18 protein-coding genes and 1 tRNA gene are annotated in these 21,210 nt (G+C 63.5%); 11 read left to right on the forward strand and 8 right to left on the reverse strand.

What is annotated here, in order from left to right; all coding sequences use genetic code 11:
* Nucleotides 1-60: 60 nt before the first annotated feature.
* The 9 genes from eno to LDN85_RS06585 all read left to right on the forward strand — a co-directional run bounded on the left by eno (nucleotide 61) and on the right by LDN85_RS06585 (nucleotide 9,694).
* Nucleotides 61-1,341 (forward strand): phosphopyruvate hydratase, encoded by a 1,281-nt coding sequence (gene eno, locus LDN85_RS06545; RefSeq protein WP_026542844.1) that lies wholly within the window; start codon nucleotides 61-63, stop codon nucleotides 1,339-1,341.
* 165 nt (nucleotides 1,342-1,506) lie between these two features.
* Nucleotides 1,507-2,379 (forward strand): septum formation initiator family protein, encoded by an 873-nt coding sequence (locus LDN85_RS06550; protein WP_223944927.1) that lies wholly within the window; start codon nucleotides 1,507-1,509, stop codon nucleotides 2,377-2,379.
* Nucleotides 2,380-2,447: 68 nt separating this feature from the next.
* Nucleotides 2,448-3,131, forward strand: coding sequence for a DUF501 domain-containing protein (locus tag LDN85_RS06555; RefSeq protein WP_202900203.1), 684 nt, complete (start codon nucleotides 2,448-2,450; stop codon nucleotides 3,129-3,131).
* Nucleotides 3,128-4,099 (forward strand): Ppx/GppA phosphatase family protein, encoded by a 972-nt coding sequence (locus tag LDN85_RS06560; protein ID WP_223944928.1) that lies wholly within the window; start codon nucleotides 3,128-3,130, stop codon nucleotides 4,097-4,099. Before LDN85_RS06555 ends, LDN85_RS06560 begins: the two co-directional genes overlap by 4 nt.
* The gene (locus LDN85_RS06565) at nucleotides 4,096-5,487 is read left to right on the forward strand and encodes a S8 family serine peptidase (RefSeq protein ID WP_223944929.1); all 1,392 of its coding nucleotides are present in this window, start codon (nucleotides 4,096-4,098) and stop codon (nucleotides 5,485-5,487) included. The genes LDN85_RS06560 and LDN85_RS06565 overlap by 4 nt, the downstream gene beginning before the upstream one ends.
* A 38-nt stretch (nucleotides 5,488-5,525) precedes the next feature.
* Nucleotides 5,526-6,980, forward strand: coding sequence for an FAD-dependent oxidoreductase (locus tag LDN85_RS06570; protein WP_026547496.1), 1,455 nt, complete (start codon nucleotides 5,526-5,528; stop codon nucleotides 6,978-6,980).
* Between the two features lie 121 nt (nucleotides 6,981-7,101).
* Nucleotides 7,102-8,022, forward strand: coding sequence for an N-acetyltransferase (locus LDN85_RS06575; RefSeq protein WP_223944930.1), 921 nt, complete (start codon nucleotides 7,102-7,104; stop codon nucleotides 8,020-8,022).
* Nucleotides 8,023-8,043: 21 nt separating this feature from the next.
* A tRNA-Leu gene (locus LDN85_RS06580) sits at nucleotides 8,044-8,117 on the forward strand.
* A gap of 221 nt (nucleotides 8,118-8,338) precedes the next feature.
* Nucleotides 8,339-9,694 (forward strand): ABC transporter substrate-binding protein, encoded by a 1,356-nt coding sequence (locus LDN85_RS06585; RefSeq protein WP_026542837.1) that lies wholly within the window; start codon nucleotides 8,339-8,341, stop codon nucleotides 9,692-9,694.
* Between the two features lie 98 nt (nucleotides 9,695-9,792).
* Here LDN85_RS06585 and LDN85_RS06590 read toward each other — a convergent pair whose 3' ends face one another.
* The 5 genes from LDN85_RS06590 to LDN85_RS06610 form a co-directional block, all read right to left on the reverse strand.
* Nucleotides 9,793-10,677 (reverse strand): aminoglycoside phosphotransferase family protein, encoded by an 885-nt coding sequence (locus LDN85_RS06590; RefSeq protein WP_223944931.1) that lies wholly within the window; start codon nucleotides 10,675-10,677, stop codon nucleotides 9,793-9,795.
* A gap of 98 nt (nucleotides 10,678-10,775) precedes the next feature.
* On the reverse strand, nucleotides 10,776-11,549 hold the full coding sequence (locus tag LDN85_RS06595; RefSeq protein ID WP_035761224.1) for an ABC transporter ATP-binding protein: 774 nt from the start codon (nucleotides 11,547-11,549) through the stop codon (nucleotides 10,776-10,778).
* Nucleotides 11,546-12,562, reverse strand: coding sequence for an ABC transporter ATP-binding protein (locus LDN85_RS06600; RefSeq protein WP_223944932.1), 1,017 nt, complete (start codon nucleotides 12,560-12,562; stop codon nucleotides 11,546-11,548). Before LDN85_RS06600 ends, LDN85_RS06595 begins: the two co-directional genes overlap by 4 nt.
* Nucleotides 12,559-13,527, reverse strand: coding sequence for a branched-chain amino acid ABC transporter permease (locus LDN85_RS06605; RefSeq protein ID WP_026542834.1), 969 nt, complete (start codon nucleotides 13,525-13,527; stop codon nucleotides 12,559-12,561). The genes LDN85_RS06600 and LDN85_RS06605 overlap by 4 nt, the downstream gene beginning before the upstream one ends.
* A 9-nt stretch (nucleotides 13,528-13,536) precedes the next feature.
* On the reverse strand, nucleotides 13,537-14,871 hold the full coding sequence (locus tag LDN85_RS06610) for a branched-chain amino acid ABC transporter permease (protein WP_223944933.1): 1,335 nt from the start codon (nucleotides 14,869-14,871) through the stop codon (nucleotides 13,537-13,539).
* Nucleotides 14,872-15,289: 418 nt separating this feature from the next.
* Between LDN85_RS06610 and LDN85_RS06615 the strand changes: the two genes are divergently transcribed.
* The gene (locus LDN85_RS06615) at nucleotides 15,290-16,201 is read left to right on the forward strand and encodes a Bax inhibitor-1/YccA family protein (RefSeq protein WP_026542832.1); all 912 of its coding nucleotides are present in this window, start codon (nucleotides 15,290-15,292) and stop codon (nucleotides 16,199-16,201) included.
* A 311-nt stretch (nucleotides 16,202-16,512) separates the two neighbouring features.
* Here the strand turns inward: LDN85_RS06615 and LDN85_RS06620 are convergent, their stop codons facing one another.
* The 3 genes from LDN85_RS06620 to galT form a co-directional block, all read right to left on the reverse strand.
* Nucleotides 16,513-17,751, reverse strand: a complete 1,239-nt coding sequence (locus tag LDN85_RS06620) for an acetyl-CoA C-acetyltransferase (RefSeq protein WP_223944934.1) — start codon at nucleotides 17,749-17,751, stop codon at nucleotides 16,513-16,515.
* A gap of 62 nt (nucleotides 17,752-17,813) precedes the next feature.
* Entirely contained in the window at nucleotides 17,814-18,974 is a 1,161-nt protein-coding gene (gene galK, locus LDN85_RS06625; protein WP_223944935.1) for a galactokinase, read from the reverse strand.
* Entirely contained in the window at nucleotides 18,971-20,122 is a 1,152-nt protein-coding gene (gene galT / locus LDN85_RS06630; RefSeq protein WP_223944936.1) for a galactose-1-phosphate uridylyltransferase, read from the reverse strand. Before galT ends, galK begins: the two co-directional genes overlap by 4 nt.
* A gap of 99 nt (nucleotides 20,123-20,221) precedes the next feature.
* Here galT and LDN85_RS06635 point away from each other — a divergent pair, with 99 nt between their 5' ends.
* Nucleotides 20,222-21,172 carry an aldose 1-epimerase family protein gene (locus tag LDN85_RS06635; RefSeq protein ID WP_223944937.1) on the forward strand — a complete coding sequence of 317 codons (951 nt, stop codon included), beginning with the start codon at nucleotides 20,222-20,224 and terminating at the stop codon, nucleotides 21,170-21,172.
* The last annotated feature ends 38 nt before the right edge of the window (nucleotides 21,173-21,210 follow it).

Below are 21,210 nucleotides of genomic sequence, written 5' to 3' on the forward strand. Positions count from 1 at the left end.
GACGAGGACGTTGAGAATTTCCCTCCTCATTCCTGTAATTTGCCCATAAGGAGCACATCCATGGCGCTTATCGATGCCATCCACGCACGCGAGATCCTTGATTCCCGCGGAAACCCGACCGTAGAAGTTGAGGTTCTGCTCTCCGACGGCCAGATCGGCCGCGCAGCAGTTCCCTCCGGTGCCTCCACCGGCGAGCACGAGGCTGTTGAGCTTCGCGACGGCGACAAGGGCCGTTACCTCGGCAAGGGTGTCCAGAAGGCCGTCGACGCCGTTATCGACGAGATCTCCCCGGCCCTGATTGGTTTCGACGCCACCGACCAGCGCAGCATCGACCAGGCCATGATTGACCTGGACGGCACGCCCAACAAGGGCAAGCTCGGCGCCAACGCCATCCTGGGTGTCTCGCTGGCCGTTGCCAACGCTGCCGCTGCTTCTGCAGACCTGCCGCTGTACAAGTACCTGGGCGGCCCGAACGCCCACGTCCTGCCCGTTCCGCTGATGAACATCCTCAACGGCGGCTCGCACGCCGACTCCGATGTGGACATCCAGGAATTCATGATCGCTCCGATCGGCGCCGAGACCTTCTCCGAAGGCCTGCGCTGGGGCGTTGAGGTTTACCACAACCTCAAGGCTGTCCTCCAGGAAAAGGGCCTCTCCACGGGCCTCGGCGACGAAGGTGGCTTTGCCCCGAACCTGCCGTCCAACCGCGCTGCTCTGGACCTCATCCAGGAAGCCATCAAGAACGCCGGCTACACCCCGGGCACGGACATCGCCCTGGCCCTGGATGTTGCCTCCTCCGAGTTCTACAAGGACGGCGCCTACCAGTTCGAAGGCAAGGCACTCTCTGCCACCGAAATGAGCGCCTACTACGCTGAACTCGTTGCAGACTACCCGCTGGTCTCCATTGAAGACCCGCTGGATGAGAACGACTGGGAAGGCTGGAAGACCCTCACCGACACCATCGGTGACAAGGTCCAGCTGGTGGGCGATGACCTCTTCGTCACCAACCCGGTCCGCCTGCAGCAGGGCATCGAGACGGCTACGGCCAACTCCCTGCTGGTCAAGGTAAACCAGATCGGCTCCCTGACCGAGACGCTCGACGCCGTTTCCCTGGCCCAGCGTTCCGGCTACACCACCATCACCTCGCACCGCTCCGGCGAAACCGAGGACACCACCATTGCTGACATCGCCGTTGCCACCAACGCGGGCCAGATCAAGACCGGTGCCCCGGCCCGCTCCGAGCGCGTTGCCAAGTACAACCAGCTGCTGCGCATCGAAGAAGAACTCGACGACGCAGCACGCTACGCCGGCCGCAGCGCGTTCCCGCGTTTCAAGGGCTAGCCTTCAGCGAAAACACGTAACCGGTGGCTATGGTGGAAAGACCATGGCCACCGGTTTCTGTTTAACGCAGTTTCTGTTTAGCGCAGTTTCTGTTTGAAGTGGGCCAGGTCAACACCAGCAAGCGCAGCAACCCGCCAGGCAAGCACCGGGCATTACAGGAGTGTCATGGCCACCCGTCGTCCAAAGGTACCCAGGGCTGACGCCTTGGGCCCGTCCAGTGCAGGCCGTTCCTCCTCCACGGCCCGCCCAGCCAGCGGAACGCCAGCCGGCGAAACCCGTCCCAGCGAAACCCGTCCAAGCGGCAGCCGGCCCAGCGAATCCCGGACCAGCGCCGGCGTTCCCGGAACTGCTCCCAAAGACCCTGCTGCGGCTGCACGGACGGGCGTTTCCGGCAGCGGCGACGTCATCAAAGCCGAGTTCGGTGGTGCGCGGACGACTGCCAAGACGTCGACGCCGGCAGGGGCCACCAAAGCGCCCGCTCCTGGTGGTGGAACCCTCGGTCCGAAGTCTCCTGTGGCCGGAAAAACCTCCACCAAGAAGCCCACAGCGGCCAATTCGAAGGCCGCGGACAAGACTTCAGGCAAGTCGTCGGACAAGTCTTCAGGGAAACAGGGCACCAGGGCCGCAGCGGAACATGAGCTGGACCCGGTTCCGGCAAAGGCGTTCTCCGGCAGGATGCTGGCACTGGCTGTGGTCATGATTGCCATCACCATCATGCTGGCCCCCACTGTGAAGGTTTTCCTGGAGAAGCGCGCCGAGATTTCGGCCTTGGAAGCCGAAATTGCCGGGCGGAAGGCGGAGCAGACGGAGCTCAACAAGCAGCTTTCCCGGTGGCAGGATCCCAACTACGTGAAGCAGCAGGCCCGCGACCGCATTAACATGGTTATGCCGGGTGAAACAGGTTACTGGGTGTTTGGGGGAGAAGAAGCCGCCGGCACGCCAGGAGGCCGCACCGGCTCCGGATCGTCTGCAAACCCGGAGAACCTGCCATGGGTGGATGCCCTCTGGGAGTCAATCAGACGATCGGCAACTGACTAGACGCGGTGCCCACCGCCGTCGTGTCCGCACTGGACACGGCACCAAGGGCAGGAAGGGTGGCAGCGCAAGTGGAAGAGAACACCGCAGCCGTGCCGCAGGAATCCCGCCGGCCATCAGCACACGATCTCGAGGTCCTGAGCCGCCAGCTCGGCCGGCCGGTCAGGGACGTCGTTGAGATCCCTGCACGGTGCGTTTGCGGCAATCCGTTGGTTGCCGCCACGGCGCCGCGGCTCAGCAACGGAACGCCATTCCCCACCACGTTCTACCTGACCCACCCGGTCATTACTTCCGCGGTGTCGCGGTTGGAAGCCGGCGGGATGATGAACGAGATGAACTCCCGACTGACCGCTGACCAGGACCTCGCAGGTGCCTACCAGGGTGCCCACGAGTCCTACCTGCAGGCGCGCAACGACATTGCCGGTCGATCCGGAACAGGTGCTGTCCCTGAAATTGACGGAATCTCCGCCGGTGGCATGCCTACCCGCGTGAAATGCCTCCACGTGCTGGTGGGGCATTCCTTGGCTGCCGGCCCGGGCGTCAACCCGCTGGGAGATGAAGCGTTGGACGCCATCGCCGAGTGGTGGACCAAGGACCGTTGCTACTGCGACGGTGCGTGGGACACTTCCGGCGAGGCTCCCTCCCGGGACCTGAGCCGCCACGGGCCCCAGGGACTGCCGGAGATCGTGGGCCGGCCCGCGCCGGTGCGTCAATCCAGGACAGAAACTCCGGGCCCACAGGAAGGGACTGCATGAGCCGCGTTGCAGCGATCGACTGCGGAACCAACTCCATCCGCCTGCTCATCGCCGATGCTTCAGCAGACGGCGCGCCGGGCCCCTTGAGGGACGTCGTTCGTGAAATGCGCGTGGTCCGTCTGGGCCAAGGAGTCGATGCCACAGGTGAGCTGGCTCCGGAGGCCTTGGAACGAACGTTCGCAGCAGCACGTGAATACGCCGGACTCATCAAGGTGCACGGCGCCGGACGTGTCCGGTTCGTAGCCACGTCCGCCACCCGTGATGCCCGTAACCGCCAGGTATTTGTGGACGGCATCCGGGATCTCCTGGGAGTGGAGCCTGAAGTCATCACCGGCGACGAGGAAGCTGCGCTGTCCTTCGCCGGTGCCGGCAGCGTCCTGCCGGCCATGGGGGAGGACCCCATCCTGGTAGTGGACCTGGGAGGTGGCAGCACTGAGTTTGTCCTGGGCGACTCCACCGGCGTCATAGCGGCACGTTCGGTAGACATCGGCTGCGTCAGGCTGACTGAACGGCACCTTCGCAGCGACCCGCCCACGGCGGCGCAAATCGCCGCAGCAGAGGCCGACGTCGACGCCGCACTGGACCTGGCCATGCAGGCGGTACCGCTTGACCGCGCCACAGCTGTGGTGGGCGTTGCAGGGTCCATCACCACCGTCACCGCGCACGCGTTGGGCCTGGACAAATACCGCCCTGAACGAATCCATGGTGCGTCGTTGAGCCTGGAAACCATCAGCGATGCTTGCACCAACCTGTTGGAAATGACGCGGGATGAACGTGCTGCCTTGCCTTACATGCATCCGGGCCGTGTGGATGTCATAGGTGCCGGTGCCTTGGTTTGGCGCCGAATCCTGGACCGCCTGTCCGGTGTAGGCAACAGCGGCGTCAGCAACAGCAGGATTGAAGCGGCCGTTGCCAGTGAGCACGACATCCTGGACGGCATCGCCCTGAGCATCAGGGACGCCGGATGACTCTGCGTTTCCGCCGCACTCTCTCCGCTGCCCTGGCTACCGCCATGGCAGGCGGGGCGTTGGCTGGTGCGTTGTTGACGGCCCCGGCTGCCAGCGCGGACGCATGGCGCGACAAGGAGTTCTGGCTAAAGGACTCCGGTGTCACCAGCGCATGGCAGGTATCCAAGGGAGCCGGAGTCAAGGTGGCCATCATTGACAGCGGCATTGACGGCAGCCACCCGGACCTGAAGGGCGCTGTAGTAGGCGGAACGGACGTTTCGGGCGCCGGAGCCCCCAACGGACAAAAGAGCATTGGTGCCAAGACCGAGCACGGCACCCTGGTAGCCACCATGTTGGCCGGCCGGGGCCACACTACTCCTACGGCCTCGCCGTCACCGACGGCGTCGGCCACACCGCCCGGGCCACCCGCCGCGGCACCGGTCGGCGGACCGGACGGAATCATCGGCGTCGCCCCTGAAGCGGAAATCCTGGCAGTCTCCACCTGGCTTGGCTCACCCAACCCGGGCGGGAAAACGGACCAGGAGCAGATTCCGGATGCTGTCCGCTGGGCCGTGGACAATGGGGCCAAAGTCATCAACATCTCCCTGGGCAGTACTTCGCCGGATTGGCCGCAAAGCTGGGACGCGGCGTTCCTGTACGCGGAGCAGAAGGACGTGGTGATCGTGGCCGCTGCCGGAAACCGCGTGGGTGGCAATGTGCAGGTGGGCGCTCCGGCAACCATCCCCGGCGTGCTCACTGTGGCCGGGCTCGATGGCGAGGGGCGCGCCAGCGTTGATTCCTCGTCCCAGGGAATCAGCATCGGTGTGGCAGCTCCGGCTGAGAAACTTGTAGGTGGCATCCCGGGGGGATCCTACGCCGAGTGGGCGGGTACCTCCGGTGCGGCGCCCATCGTCTCCGGCGTGGCGGCCCTGATCCGTTCCAAGTGGCCGGAGATGAGCGCCAACCAGGTCATCAACAGGATCGTCAGCACGGCCAAGGACGCAGGAGCTCCGGGAAAGGATCCGCTGTACGGCTACGGCATCCTCAACGCGGATGCGGCCCTGAAGGATGACGTGCCCGCGGCCGGCAGCAACCCGCTGGGTTCGATCGCCGACTGGATCCGGGTCCACCGCCGTGGAGATTTCAGCGAGCCGTCCCAGGCTCCGGTAGCGAGTCCCACCAGTGCGGCGCCCACACTCGCCGATCCCACCGTACCGGCCGCGAAGACTCCGGCGACGGTCGACGACGCCTTGCCCGCCGCCGTCGTGCTTGGTTTTGGAGCCTTGTTCCTTGCCTTGGTGACCGGTGCGGCGATCCAGTTGCGGAGGGTCTCCAAAAACCCGCCGACAGTGCCCGAGGAGGCCGAAACGGGTGCACTTTTGAAAGTGGATCCACCCTCCCGGAAGTAGTTAGTGAAGATTTTCACAAAGTGCTGTACTCTGGACTCATGGCAACCACCCCAGAGCTCATTGACCGTCCCCGGGTTCTCGTCGTCGGCGGCGGCTACGTCGGCCTGTACGTAGCACTCAAACTGCAGAAGAAGATCGCGAACGCAGGCGGCATCGTCACCGTCGTAGATCCACTGCCGTACATGACCTACCAGCCCTTCCTCCCGGAAGTTGCAGGTGGCAACATCGAGGCACGCCACGCCGTCGTCTCCCACCGTCAGCACCTGAAGCAGACTGAGCTCATCCAGGGCCGCGTCACCAGCATCGACCACGCCAACCGGACCGCGGTCATCGCTCCGTCCGATGGCGGCGAAAACTTCGAAATCCCGTACTTCGACGTCGTGATCGCCGCCGGCGCCATCACCCGCACCTTCCCCATCAAGGGCCTCGCGGACAAGGGCATTGGTCTGAAGACCATCGAGGAAGCCGTTGCGTTGCGCAACAAGCTGCTCGAGCGCATCGAAGCCGCGTCCACCATGACCGACCCCGCAGAGCGCGCCAAGGCATTGACCTTCGTAGTGGTCGGCGGCGGCTTTGCCGGCATCGAGTGCCTCACCGAAATGGAAGACCTCGCCCGCGCTGCCGTGCGCAACAACCCGCGCGTCCGCCAGGAAGAAGTCCGCTTCATTCTGGTTGAAGCCATGGGCCGCATCATGCCCGAGGTCACCGCTTCGCAGGCCGAATGGGTTGTGGAGCACCTCCGCAGCCGTGGCATCGAAGTACTCCTGAACACTTCCCTTGACAGCGCAGAGGGCAACCTCAAGCTGATCAACCTCCCGGACAAGACCCCCGCCGGCGAAGTTGAAGCAGATACCCTGGTTTGGGCTGCCGGCGTGCAGGCCAACCCGATGATCCGCTCCACCGACTTCCCGCTCGAACCGCGTGGCCGCGTCCGCGTCCTCCCTGACCTGCGCATCGCAGGCGACGAAGGCATCGTGGAGAACGCCTGGGCCGCCGGCGACATCGCCGCTGTTCCGGACCTCACGGGCAAGGGCCTGCCGGACGGCACCTGCGTTCCCAACGCCCAGCACGCACTCCGCCAGGCAAAGAAGCTCGCCAAGAACCTTTGGGCTTCCCGCTGGGACAAGCCGCTGCACGACTACAAGCACAAGAACCTTGGCGCTGTGGCCGGCTTCGGCGAGTGGAAGGGTGTTGCCAACATCAACCTGCTCGGCCGCATCGGCCTCAAGGGCGGCCTGGCCTGGCTGGCACACCGTGGCTACCACGGCATGGCCATGCCCACGGTGGAGCGCAAGTTCCGCGTGGTCTTCGGTTGGATCCTGGCCTTCTTCGCCGGCCGCGACACTACGCAGCTGATCGACCTCGACAACCCACGCGGCGCCTTCGTGGCCGCCGCAACTCCGGCTCCCAAGCCTGCTGCCGCTCCGGCGCCGGCTGAGGCGAAGCCGGCTGCCGAGGAAGTCAAGACCCCGGTTACTGCCGACGCCAAGTAGTACACGCACGACGGCTAGTACACGCACGACGGCGGCCACCCCCTTTTCGGGAGTGGCCGCCGTCGGCGTTTAACCCCTCGCGTGGCCTCGGCCCCATCGCCCGCGCCCCTAGACTGTCCTCATGCCCGGTGAAACCGATCTGCAGACTCTTTTGGAATCCCTCCATCCCGTGGCCCGCGAGGGTGACTACGTCTACGCACTGTGGCCGCACGGAAAGCCACTGGAGGGCGGGATCGAGGCCGCGGTCCGCGAGGCCGAGGGCCTTACGGTGGTCATGCGCAGGGACGAAGCCGATGCTTTGGGCCTCAGCTACGACTTCGTGGCTGCCTGGATCACGCTTCAGGTTCATTCGGCCCTGGAGGCAGTGGGACTCACGGCTGCCGTGAGTGCCGCGCTGACCCATGCGGGCATCAGCTGCAACGTCCTGGCGGGTTTCCATCACGACCACCTCCTGGTCCCTTCGGCAGATGCCGGCCGGGCCATGGACGTGCTCAGGCTGCTTGCGCAAGGCGTGGTCCTGCGTTCTGAGCGGCCCGGGGACCGTGACGAGATCCTGGAACTGACGGCCCGGGCCTTTTCCATTTCGCCGGTGACCGGCGAGCCCGTGGACGGTGTGCCGATTGAGGTAGGGCTGCTGCGTTCGCTGTTTGAATGCCCTGAGTACTTGCCGCAGTTCAGCGTGGTCGCCGAAATGGGTGGGGAGATCGTGGGGCATGCGATCAGCACCCGTGGCTGGATCGGGGACCTGGAGTTGCTGGGGTTGGGCCCGATCGGCGTGCTTCCCCATTTTCAGAAGCGGGGGATCGGTTCAGCCTTGATGCGTGAGACCGCTGCCCGGGCCGCGGTGGCCGGAGAGCCAGGGATTGCGTTGCTCGGAAGCCCCTTGTATTACCCGCGCTTCGGATACGTGCCGGCCGCCTCCCTGGGCGTCCAGCCGCCGGAGGAGGCGTGGGGCGATCACTTCCAGTTGTTGACGCTTCCTGAATGGCCCGACGACGTCGGAGGCACGTTCCGCTACGCAGCGCCATTCAATGAGCTGTAGCTGGGATACCATGGTCCGGGCGCCCCAGTAGCCCAATTGGCAGAGGCAGCGGACTTAAAATCCGCGTGTTGTGGGTTCGAGTCCCACCTGGGGCACGGCGGAAGGTAGGAGCTGATGCTCCCTTCCCCGTGCGTGTGAAGTCTTCCGCGGAAATTCCCAGCTGGCTCGTAGATTCCCCACAGGCAACGAGTGTTATAGGGATGTGACCTGAATCACTTATGTTCGCCGCGCAATTGCATTAGTTTGAGTCTTAATCAGGAACACCTGAGTAATCGCATCAAAGGCAGTTCGCACCTTTCGATCGAGGAGACAACGCATGTTTGATCTTTCCCCAGCGGCGCCCCGAGCCGCCAAGCTAACAGCGCTTGGCATTGGGGTCGCTCTCTTGGCCACGGCTTGTGGTGGGTCTTCGACCCCTACCCAGACCGGGTCGTCTTCTGCCGCAGCCGCAGGCATCTCCTGCCCGGCTCCCAGCGGCGGGGCGGGAGCCGGCAACAGCCAGGCTGCCACCAACACGGGACCAGTACCTCCCTCGACCACCACCACTGACGCACCGCTCAAACTTGGATCGCTCCTGCCGACGACGGGGTCGCTGGCGTTCCTCGGCCCGCCGGAAATTGCCGGCGTCAACCTCGGCATCAAGGAAGTAAACGACGCCGGCGGCGTCCTGGGTGCCCCTGTATCTGTGGTCCACCGCGACTCCGGCGACACCAAGACGGACATCGCTACCCAGTCCACCACGGCCCTCCTGGGCCAGGGCGTGAGTGCGGTCATCGGTGCTGCATCCTCAGGCGTCTCCAAGACGGTCATCAACCAGATCACGGGCGCCGGAGTCATCCACTTCTCGCCTGCGAACACCTCCCCTGACTTCACCACGTGGGACGACAAGGGCCTCTACTGGCGCACTGCACCCTCCGACGTCCTGCAGGGCAAGGTCCTGGGCAACTACATGGCTACCTGTGGAGCCCAGACCGTTGGCATGATCGTCCTGAATGACGCCTACGGAACCGGCCTCCAGAAGAACGTCAAGGAAGCCTTCGAGGCAGCCGGCGGCAAGGTTGTTGCTGAAGAACTCTTCAACGAGGGCGACTCCCAGTTCAGCAGCCAGGTGGACAAGGTCCTCGCAGCCAAGCCGGATGCGATCGCCCTGATCACCTTCGACCAGGCCAAGAGCATCGTCCCCCTGATCACCGGCAAGGGCATCAAGCCCACGCAGCTGTTCATGGTTGACGGCAACACCTCGGACTACAGCAAGGACTTCCAGGCCGGCACCATGAAGGGCGCACAGGGAACCATTCCCGGTACGTTCGCCAAGGACGACTTCAAGAAGAAGCTGCTCGCGATCGATCCCGCCCTGAAGGATTACAGCTACGCAGGCGAGTCCTACGACGCCGTGAACCTGATCTCGCTGGCTTCTGAAGCCGCCAAGAGCACCAAGGGTACCGAGATCGCAGCCAAGCTGAAGGAAGTCTCTGAAGGCGGCGAGAAGTGCACCAGCTTTGCTGCTTGTGTCACGCTGCTCCGCCAGGGCAAGGACATTGACTACGACGGTCAGTCCGGTCCTGTCACGTTCTCCGACGCAGGTGACCCCACCGAGGCGTACATCGGTATCTACGAGTACCAGGATGACAACACCTACAAGCCGGTCCGTGAAGAGTTCGGCAAGCTCTAAACGCTTCTGATCCAGACCGCACCAAGGACAGGCCCCCTTCCCGCTGGAAGGGGGCCTGTCTGCTTAACTCTTAGGCCGATTCACTAAACGCCAATTCACTAACTGCCTCGGGTGGGCCACCCTTGGATCGTCTCCGGCACGAAATCGCGGCTCAGCACCCTCGCCACCATGGCGATGCCCTGCTGCTCGAAATCCTCGTCACCGATCCCGTGCGCCCAGACCACCGTGGCAACGGCCTGGTTCAGGTTCTCCAGCCTCCACAGAATGCGGTCCTGCGGGGATTCAATGACCCGGCCCAATCCTTCGTAGAAGGCCTGTGAAAGCCGTTCCTGCCCCAGGAACTGCTGATGGCTGAGCCGGACAAGGTCGTGGACCCAGGGGCGGAGGTCGGCCCGGCCAAAATCGATGACTTTAGTGTCGCCGTCGTCGTTCAACCAGTTCCGGGGCTGGTAGTCGCCATGGGTGGTGACCAACTCCGCCGGGCCGGGCGTGACCCCCTCCAGTTCCGCTGTGAGATTTTCCAGGGTCTGCCGGGGGAGCAGCGAGGCTGCGCGCTCGATGATGTGGCCGGTTTTGGTTTTCAACGCCCGAACATAACTGTGGGACGTCCCGGCAGGCTGGTGCAGTGCGGCAAGGATCGAGCCGGCCTGGCGGTACGTTTCCGGCTCATTTTCGGACGGTGTGCCCGCCACAACCGTTCCGGGAAGGTAGCGGGTCACCAGCAGCCCTGCCTCCGGTGAGGCATGCAGCAGGACCGGGACCCGTCCGTCCAGGCCCGGCATCCCACGGGAATAGGCTGCAATTTCGCGGCGGATATGGTGGCTGGCCGTGCTTGCCTTCACCATGACGTGATCTCCGCCGGCTGCCTCCAGCTGCAGCACTGTGGTGTCCTGGAGCGGCCATGAATGGTCCTGCACCACCGCGTAGGGGCCCAACCAAGACGTCAGAACATTCCGTTGTCTTTCAGTGATCCCTTCCGGCATCAATCCAGCATGCCAGCAAACAGCAACGCGGGGTCACATCCTGGGCGTTGGGAGACCCAACATGGCCCGGATGTGACCCCGCGTCGTTGTGGTTGGAACTAGACCTCGTCAGCCAAGGTGCCCAAGTAGAGCTGAATGACCTTGGGATCCTTCATCAGTTCACGGCCCGTACCTGTATATGCGTCCTTGCCCTGGTCCAGGACGTAGCCGCGGTCGCAGATCTGCAGGCAGCGGCGTGCGTTCTGTTCCACCATGATGACCGAGACACCGGCACGGTTGATCTCGTGGACCCGGAGGAAGGTTTCGTCCTGCTTGACGGGGGAGAGGCCTGCCGACGGCTCGTCCAGGAGCAGTACTGCCGGGTCCATCATCAAAGCCCGGCCCATGGCCACCATCTGGCGTTCGCCACCGGAAAGTGACCCCGCCCGCTGGGCCCGCCGCTTTGCCAGCTCCGGGAACAACCCGGCAACAAAGTCGAAGCGCTCGGCAAAGGCCTTGGGACGCTGGAACATGCCCATCTGGAGATTCTCTTCGATGGTCAGCGCTGCGAAGACGTTGTTGGTCTGCGGCACGAATCCCACACCTTGGGTCACCAGCTTGTTGGCCTTCAATCCGGTGAGGTCCTGGCCCCGGACTACTACGGTGCCGGAATGGACCTTCACCAGGCCGAACATGGCCTTCAGGAGAGTGGACTTGCCGGCGCCGTTGGGGCCGATGATTCCGATCAACTCACCCTTGCGGGCCTCAATGCTGCAACCGTTGAGGATGTTGACCCCGGGGATATACCCGGCCACCAAATTGGTGACCTTGACGACGGAATCGCTTGCCGGTGCGGCTGCCGCCGAGGGCATTTCACTGACACTGCTGCTCATTTCCCGTCCTCCTTCTTGGTTTCAACGATCTCGGACAGGATGCCTGCGTCTTCGGTACCCACCACCGACTCCTCATCGGCTTCAAGCTCCGCCTCAAGCACCTTGATGCCTTCCGCGTCGCCGAGATCCACATCGTGGTGGGCGCCCAGGTAAGCGTCGATCACGGCGGGGTTCTTCATGACTTCGCCCGGGGGACCTTCGGCCACGACCTTGCCTTCGGCCATGACCACCACCCAGTCGGCAATATGCCGGACCATGTTCATGTCGTGCTCAACGAAGAGCACGGTCATGCCTTCAGCCTTGAGGTTCTTGATGTGGTCCAGGAGCGATTGAGTCAGCGCCGGGTTCACACCGGCCATGGGCTCGTCGAGCATCACCAGCTTGGGTTTGACCATCAAGGACCGCGCCATTTCCAACAGTTTCCGCTGGCCGCCCGAGAGGGACGCAGCGTAGTCGTCCTTCTTGGCATCGAGTTTGAACTTCTCCAACAGCAGGTTGGCTTGGGCCGTGATTTCCTTTTCGCGTCCACCCCACATGCCCTTGAACAGGGCCTTGGAAAGCCGTTCGCCCGGCTGGTCCGCTGCGCCGAGCCGCATGTTCTCCATGACGGTCAGCTTGCCCATGACCTTGGTCAGCTGGAAAGTGCGCACCATACCCATGCGCGCCACCTTGTAGGAGGAGACGCCGGCCAAGCTGTTGCCTTCGAACTGCCACTTGCCCGTATTGGGAGTGTCGAAGCCGGTCAGCAGGTTGAAGAGCGTGGTCTTTCCGGCGCCGTTGGGACCAATCAAAGCGGTGATTTTGTGCCGCGGGATCTCGAGATATTCGACGTCCACGGCGTTGATGCCACCAAAGGACCTCGTGACATCCTCGGCCACCACAATGGGATCGCGTTTCTTGCAGCCCGGAGTGTTATCCCCGACTGCAATGGGCCGCGAATCGGTCATGTAGTCGATGTCGTCTGTGTTTGCTGTGTTTGCTGTGTTGCTGTTGTGTTCGTTGGTCTCACTCATGCGAAAGCAAGCTCCTTTTTATTGCCGAAGACGCCTTGCGGGCGGAAGATCATCAGGAGCATCAGCGCCACGCCCACCAGGATGTAGCGCAACTGGCCGGCCTGGACGGTTGTCAGCCAGGTGACTGCCCCTGATTCGATGAGGCCGTAGAGCAGGCTCTGGGTCAGCGACAGGACTACCCAGAAGATCATTGCCCCGATGACCGGCCCCAACACCGTGGCCATGCCACCGAGGAGGAGGCAGGTCCACAGGAAGAACGTCAGTTCCGTGCCGTAGTTGGACGGTTGGACGGCGCCGCGAGGGAGCGTGAAGATCATGCCCGCCAAAGCGCCCAGCACACCGCCGATGATCAGTGCCTGCATCTTGTAGGCGTAGACGTTCTTGCCGAGGGATCGCACGGCATTCTCGTCTTCGCGGATACCCTTCAGGACACGGCCCCACGGGCTGCGCATCAGGAGCCATACCAGCACGCAGCAGACGATCACCAATCCCCAGCCAACTACGCGGATGAAGAAGTCGCGGTTGTTCATGCCCATGTAGGAGCCTTCGGGGAAGGGGTTCATGGCATAGAACGTGTTTTCAAAGGCTGCCAGCCCGTTGGCGGATCCGGTAACGCCGGTGAGCTGGTTGGTGGTCACCACATAGCGGACAATTTCCGCGGCTGCGATGGTGACGATAGCCAGGTAGTCGGCTCTCAGCCGGAGGGTGGGAATGCCCAGGATGAACGCGAAGATTACCGAGCACAGGATGGAAACCACCAAAGCGACAAAGAACGGAGCGTCAAAGGTCAGGGTGGAAATGGCAAAGCCGTAGGCGCCAACGGCCATGAAGCCGGCCTGGCCGAAGTTCAACAGGCCTGAGTAGCCGAAGTGAACTGCAAGGCCCAAAGCGGCAAGTGCGTACGCCGCCGTCGTCGGGCTGAATAACTCGCCAAGGGCGCTGGAGAAAATGAATCCGAAGTCCATGGCCCGCTCCTAACCCACACGCTCACGCCGGCCGAGGATACCCTGCGGTCGGAACAGAAGAACAACGATCATGATGAAGAGTGCACCGACATACTTGAGGTCGGCGGGAAGGCCGAACACAGTAGTCAGTTCCACAAAGATGCCGACGACGATCGAACCGATCAGGGCGCCGAATACAGTTCCCAAACCACCCAGTGTCACACCGGCGAAGATGAGCAGCAGGATCTGCGAGCCCATATCGAACGTGACGCCGGGACGGTAGTACGCCCACAGGATGCCGCCGAGGGAAGCCAGGACGCCGCCGACGATCCAGACGATGCGGATCACGGAGTCGACGTCGATGCCGGAGGCGGCCGCCAAAGCGGGGTTGTCCGCCACAGCACGCGTTGCCTTGCCGAGACGGGTCTTGAGCAGGACGATGCCAATCAGGGCGATGACCACCGCACTGATAACGAGTGACCAGAGGTTGTTCGGGGAGATGGAAACCGGCCCGATTTGGATTTCCGCGCTTTGCGCGCCGGGCAGCTGCTGGGTGGCTCCACCGAAGAAGAACTGGATGACGTAGCGGATGGCCAAAGCAAGGCCGATGCTGACGATCATCATGGGAACCAGGCCCGAACCACGTTTTCTCAGCGGACGCCAGAGCCCGGCATCCTGGACGTAGCCGAAGAGGCCGCCACCTATGAGGGAGAGCAGGATCGCGAGCCAGAAGGGGAGCCCGAAGCCGTTGAACATGAAGACAAGGACGGCGCCCAGGGTCACCATCTCGCCGTGGGCGAAGTTGGTCAGGCCCGTGGTTCCGAAGATCAGCGACAGGCCAACGGAGGCAAGGGCAAGCAGGAGGCCGAAGCTCAAGCCTGCGACGAGGCGGTTCAGGAGGTTCTGGCCGAAGTCCTGCTGCTGGACCACGATTCCCTTACCAAAGGCGAAAATCACGGACAGGTTGGAGGTTTGGCTGAACGTGACATCACGGGGATTGTCCTGGCCCTCGGCCAGGGTTATGCCCTCCGGCAAAGTAGAGGTGTCCAACTCGATGGTGTAGGTGCCCTGGACAGGGACACCGATGTTCCACGCTCCGTTTGCGCCGGAGGTGGCGTCACCTTCGAATCCATTGCCGGTGGCTTTGATCTTGACGCCGGGTATGGGTGCCCGGGCATCGTCGCGGAGGAACCCGCTGATGTTGTTTTGGTATGTCGTCGGTGACGGCGAAGGCGAAGGGGTGGTTGCCTGTGCCGAGGGGGCGGCGATCAACAGAGCGGCGATGAGGGACGCAAAAAATGCCCCTACCACTCTCTGTAGTCCCTTGGACCGTCTGATGGACGGGTCGCGCAGTGTGCTTCTCAAAATGGAAACCTCCACAGTGGGGGTGGTCCCGGCTGCGCCATTGCAGCCGGTGCGAACGGTAAATGGGGCTTGTGAACAGTTCTTGCCTAGCTGCCTCGATTGTGATCTAAGTCACCCATGTGTGGCCTATGTTACCGCCCGGTGAGCGGAATAAATGCCCTGTTCGGGGGTGCAAACATCGCGATCGGATAACAACTGTGAAGTTATAGGCAACTAATGATGTAGCTGCAGTTAAGTAAACCTTTGTTGTTCACGGGTGTTTCTAAACGGTCGGCGAAGTGCCGGCCACCACCACCCTGCCGCTTTAGGGTCACGGTTGCGTTTCGTCTGGGTGAACAAAGGAACTTTCCCTGCCGCGCGCGCGTGGTACTTGGTACCGTGACATATCACTTAGCCCTTTTTCAGGAGGACACCCGTAATGGCACTTGGCGGAAACCCAGTCTTCAACGGAAAGAATTTCCGTGGAGCAAAGCAGGCCCCGCCTGTACCGCAGAACCCGTACGGCCAGCAGTTTAACCAAGCACCTGGCCGGGCACCGAGCCAGGTGATGGACGGCCAGGCCGCTTGGTCTGCACAGCAGCAGAACATGACCAATGAGCAGCTGCAGCAGATGTACAACCAGCCGGCTGCCGGCCCCGCCGACACCGGCCGCATGACCTATGACGACGTCATCATGAAGACCGTCGCTTGCCTTGTGGTCCTGGTGATCGGTGCCGGCGTGACGCTCTTCGTAGCTCCCGCCCTCTCCACCATGCTCATGATCGTTGGTGCCTTGGGCGGATTCGTCCTGGCACTGGTCAACACGTTCAAGAAGCAGCCTTCGCCGGCCCTGATCCTTGCCTACGCCGGCCTTGAGGGCCTGTTCCTTGGTGGCCTGACCCGCATCCTCGACGGCATGTACCCGGGTGTCGGTCTCCAGGCTGTTATCGGAACTCTTGCAGTCTTCGGCGTCACTTTGGTGCTCTTCAAGAGCGGCAAGGTCCGCGCCACCCCCAAGATGGTGCGCTTCTTCATGATTGCCACCATCGGTTACGCCGTCTTCGCGCTGATCAACATGGTCATGATGTGGACCGGTGCCGTGCAGGAACCGTTCGGCCTTCGCACCAGCATGACGATTGCGGGCATCCCGCTGGGTGTCTTCATCGGCATCCTGGCCATCGGCCTGGCAGCTTTCTCGCTCATCATGGACTTCACCAGCATTGAGCAAGGCGTCCGCGCCGGCGCCCCGGAGCGTTACTCCTGGGTTGCGGCATTCGGCCTGACGGTCACCTTGGTGTGGCTCTATGTGGAAATCATCCGTCTCCTGGCCATCTTGCGAGGCGACGACTAGCTGCTGCAGTCCCACCCCGCAAAGTAAGCCAACGCGGAAATGCCCCCGAAGAGTCTTCGGGGGCATTTTTGCGTCCGCGAGGGGCGAGGTCTCGGCAGTATGCGGGGGTTCAAAGTGCGCTGTCCACGTCCGCGAGGGGCGACGTCTCGGCGGTATGCGGGGGTTCATAGTGCCGAGACCTAACCCCTCGGGAGTTTGGGTGAGGGCTCATAGTGCGCTGTCCACGCCCGCGAGGGGCGACGTCTCGGCGGTATGCGGGGGTTCATAGTGCCGGGATCTAACCCCTCGGCGCAGGAGTACCCCGCAGCAAACTAACTCAGGCGCTCAAAAACCACAGCCATTCCCTGCCCTCCACCAACACAGAGGGTGGCAAGCCCCAGGGTTCCGTCGCGCTCTTTCAATCCGTTCAACAACGTGGTGGTCATCCGCGCACCGGTCATGCCAAACGGGTGTCCAAGGGCGATGGCCCCGCCATGGACGTTGAGCTTGGCGGGATCGATGCCCAACTCCCGTGCGCTGGCCACCACTTGAACGGCGAACGCCTCATTGAGCTCCACGAGGTCAATATCGTTCATGGTCAGTCCGGCCTGCGCCAAAGCCCGCCTGGTGGATTCGACGGGGCCCATGCCCATGAGCTCGGGGGACAGTGCACTCACCCCGGTGGAGACCACCCTGGCCAGCGGCTGGAGGCCCAGCTCATGGGCCAGTGAGTCGCTCATGACCACTACCGCCGCCGCGCCGTCGTTAAGCGGGCAGGCGTTCCCTGCGGTGACAGTGCCTCCAGGGCGGAACACCGGCTGCAGTGCGGATACGCCTTCAAGGCTCACTCCGGCCCGGGGAGAGTCGTCGCGCTCTACTAGAGTGCCGTCCTTACGGGTGTAAGGGGTGATCTCCCGGGCGTAGAAGCCTGAGGCGATGGCGGCCTCGGCGCGGTTTTGGCTCAGGACACCCCATTCATCCTGCTCGGCCCTGCTGATGCCGTAGGTGGTGGCAACGTTCTCGGCAGTCTGGCCCATGGAGATGTAGATGTCCGGCAAGCGTCCGCCCATGCGGGGATCTGTCCACGGTATGTTGGACGCCGCCCGGGAGGCGGTGCGTTGCGCCGCCGCGGCGAAGAGCGGGTTGTGGTTGGCGGTGTCCGTCTCGCCGGCGCCGGCCCAGTTCTGGTAGCGCGAAACACTCTCCACTCCGGCGGATACGATTGCCTGGGCTTCCCCGGATTTGATGGCGTGGAAGGCCATCCGCAGGGTTTGCAGGCTCGAGGCGCAGAATCGGTTGACTGTGGCCGCCGGTACCCGGTCCATCCCGGCCAGGACGGCCACCACGCGTGCCATGTTGGAGCCGGCCTCGCCGCTGGGTTCGGCACAGCCCAGCAGGAGATCGTCCAGGCCCCGCCCATCCTCGCTGCCCGGATCAAACGCCGGTATTTTGGCCAGGGCGGCCTGCACCATGGCGGTGGCAAGATCGTCAGGGCGCTCATCCTTGAGGGAACCTTTGAAAGCCCGGCCAATGGGGCTTCTGGCAGTGGAAACAATGACAGCCTCAGTCATGGCCACAGCTTACGCCCGGCGCCGGTAACGGCGCCGGGCGGTTGCATCAAAGTCGCGGAAGGTCAGGCCAAACGACGGGCACCTGCTGCCGGAGTCACCGTGAAAATGTCGGGTGCGGTGTAGCCGGCGTCGGCGAAGGAACGCACGACGGCGTCCCGCACCTGTTGCTCCTGGCCCACCGGTGTCAGGGCTATGGCTGAGCCGCCGAACCCGCCGCCGGTCATGCGGGCACCGATGGCGCCATGGGCGCGGGCGACGTCAACAGCCAGATCCAGTTCAGGGCAGGAGATTTCAAAGTCGTCCCGCATGGATACGTGGCTTGCATCCAGCAGGTCACCAATGTTGGCGGGTCCCTGTTTTCCCAGTACTTCCACGGTCTGCAGCACGCGGTCGTTTTCGGTGACAACGTGGCGGACGCGCTTGAGGGTGGTTTCATCCAGCAGTCCGGACGCTTCCTCCAAACGTTCCACGCCGACGTCGCGCAGTGCTTTCACGCCGAGGATCTCGGCACCCAACTCGCAGGACGCCCGGCGGGATGCGTAACCGCCGTCGGCGTGTGAGTGCGAAACCTTGGTGTCGATGACCAGGAGGACCAGGCCGGAGGCTTCAGCGTCGAAAGGGACCAGGTCCACGTGCTGATCGCGGCAGTCCAGGAAGACAGCTTGTCCCTTGGCTCCGCGCAGGGATGCGGACTGGTCCATGATTCCTGTGGGCGCACCGACGTAGACGTTCTCGGCACGCTGGGTGGCGAGGACCAGGTCTTTGGCTTCGAGCCCGGCGCCGGTCAGCTCATTGAGGGCGCTGATGACGGCGCACTCAATGGCGTGGGAGGAGGACAGGCCTGCCCCCGAGGGGACATCCGAATCGAGGAGGAGGTCAAAGCCGGGGACTTCAATGCCGCGGTCCTTCAAGGCCCAAGCAACACCGAGCGGGTAGCGGGACCAGCCCTCACCGGTGCCCGGCTCCAGCCCGGCGAGGTCGGCTTCCACCAGGCCGTGCCCGCCAAAGGTGGAAAGCATCCGCACTGTTGAGTCCTCGCGGACACGGAGCGCCACCTTGGTGGTCTTATCGATGGCGAAGGGCAGCACAAAGCCCTCGTTGTAATCCGTGTGCTCGCCGATCAGGTTGACCCGTCCGGGTGCCTGCCATACGCCGTCCGGAACTGCTCCGAACGTTTCCTGGAAGCGGGCAGCAAGGACACTGGTGTCGGTGGTGGTGGTCATGCGCGGGTGCCTTCCAGGGTCTTGGGTGAAGCCGGTGCCGCAGCGACGCTGCGGAGGCGCCCAGCCACGGCTTCGGGGGTGGTGTCGTTGATGAACGCTCCCATGGCGGCCTCCGAGCCAGCCAGGTACTTGAGCTTATCGGCTGCACGGCGGGGCGAGGTCAGCTGCAGGTGGAGCTGGCCGGCAGGACGCAGGACCGGGTCAAGTGGAGCCTGGTGCCAAGCGGAGATATACGGCATTGGGGTGGGGTAGAGCGAGTCGAGGCGCTTGAGGAGGTCGAGGTAGACGTGCGACAGTTCGTCGCGTTCGGCGCCCGTGAGTGCTGCGAGATCGGGAACACTGCGGTGGGGGACCAGATGGATTTCCAGGGGCCACCGCGCTGCGAAGGGAACGTAGGCACTGAAGTGTTCGGCCTCCAGGACCATGCGGCTGCCATCTTCGCGCTCGGCCTTCAGGAGTGAGGCCGCCAGCGTTTCCTTCGCGTCGACGTCGTCGTAATACTTCCGGGCCACCGCACCAAGCTGGGCGGCGCGCGGCGTGATGTACGGGTAGGCATAGATCTGGCCGTGGGGGTGGTGCAGTGTGACTCCGATGTCCGCGCCGCGGTTCTCGAACGGGAACACCTGCTTGATGCCTGGCATTGCGCTGAGGGCTTCGGTCCGCTGTGCCCAGGCCTCAATCACCGTGCGTGCGCGGGTTTCGCCGAGCTCAGCGAACGAGCCGGTGTGCTGTGGGGTGAAAGCAACTACTTCGCAGCGGCCGAACGCCGGACCTGTCATCCCATGACCGCTGGTACCCGGGGCAGGGAGAGGGGGAATGTCACCCAAAGCCGGGCCCAGGGAGGGGAAACGGTTCTCGAACACTACGACGTCGTAGTCCGCTGCAGGGATTTCCGACGGGTTCGCCGCTGTGGTGGGGCAAATGGGGCATTGGTCAGCCGGCGGCAGGTGGGTGCGGGACTGGCGATGGGCGGCAACTGCCACCCAGTCGCCGGACAAGGCGTCATACCGGACCTCGCCGGGCTCTCCCCTGGCAGGAAGCCCGCGGTGGTCTACCAAGGATTCCGGTGTTCGTTCCGGTGTTCCGGGGTCGTCGAAGTAGATCAGCTCGCGGCTGTCCGAAAGGCGGGTGCTGGTGATGCGACTCATAGGATCATTATTCCACAAGTGATCAAAAACGCATAGATTCTAACAAAAGCTAACATTCTGTGAGCGGCTTCCCTGCAGGGGATGAAGTACGGTATTGCCATGCCTGCCTCGTCATCACCTGCCGATAGTGCCCGACCTTCCGAAACGCGCCGCTTCGCCACGGGTCGCCAATTCGAGCTTCGCCGGGGTGCCGCGCTCGCCGTCATCACCGAACTCGCTGCCGGGCTCCGCCTCTACTCCCGCGACGGCATCCAGCTGACCGAAAGCTACGGCGACGACCAGATTCCTCCGGGCGCCACAGGCATCACCTTGGCGCCGTGGGCCAACCGGGTGGAGGACGGTGTCTGGTACCTCGAGGGGAAGAAGCAACAGCTCGACATCACCGAGGTCTCCCGCAACAACGCCAGCCACGGGTTGCTGCGAAACGCCGCCTACGCCTTGGTGGACGAGTCCGAGTTCAGTGTGACACTCCAAGCCACCGTCTTTCCGCAGCACGGTTACCCCTTCCTGGTCCGGCATACGGTCCGCTATGAGCTGGACGAGAACATGGACCTCCGCGTGCAACAGACCCTGGTGAACGACTGCCAGGACAGGGCGCCTTTTGTGTTGGGGGCGCACCCCTACCTGCGGCTGGGCGACGTCGCGCCCGAGGACCTGGTGCTGACGGTCAACGCGCGTACCAGGTTGGTGGCCGATGAGCGGCTGATTCCCCGCAGCACAGCCGCTGCAGACGGCCAGTATGATCTTTCCGGTGGCACCGCGGTGGGAGACCTGTTGATTGATGTCGCCTTGACGGACCTTAAGTACGACGGCGGCCTTGCCCGCCACACGCTGACCGCGCCGGATGGCCGCAGCGTCAGCCTGGAACAGGACGAGACCTGCCCCTACGTCCATGTCTTTGTCACCGACACTTTCCCTGGCCGCTCCAAAGCCGTGGCCATCGAGCCGATGACAGGCCCGGCCAACGCCTTCAACAGCGGTGACGGACTGCGCTGGCTGGACCCGCGGGAGGCCTCCACCATGGGCTGGGGGATCAGCGCATCGCTCTAAGCCGGTGGTCCAGGCCCGACTGCGTTTGGTACCTCCTG

It is taken from the genome of Arthrobacter sp. StoSoilB20 (assembly GCF_019977295.1).
GTDB classification, from domain to species: domain Bacteria; phylum Actinomycetota; class Actinomycetes; order Actinomycetales; family Micrococcaceae; genus Arthrobacter; species Arthrobacter nicotinovorans_A.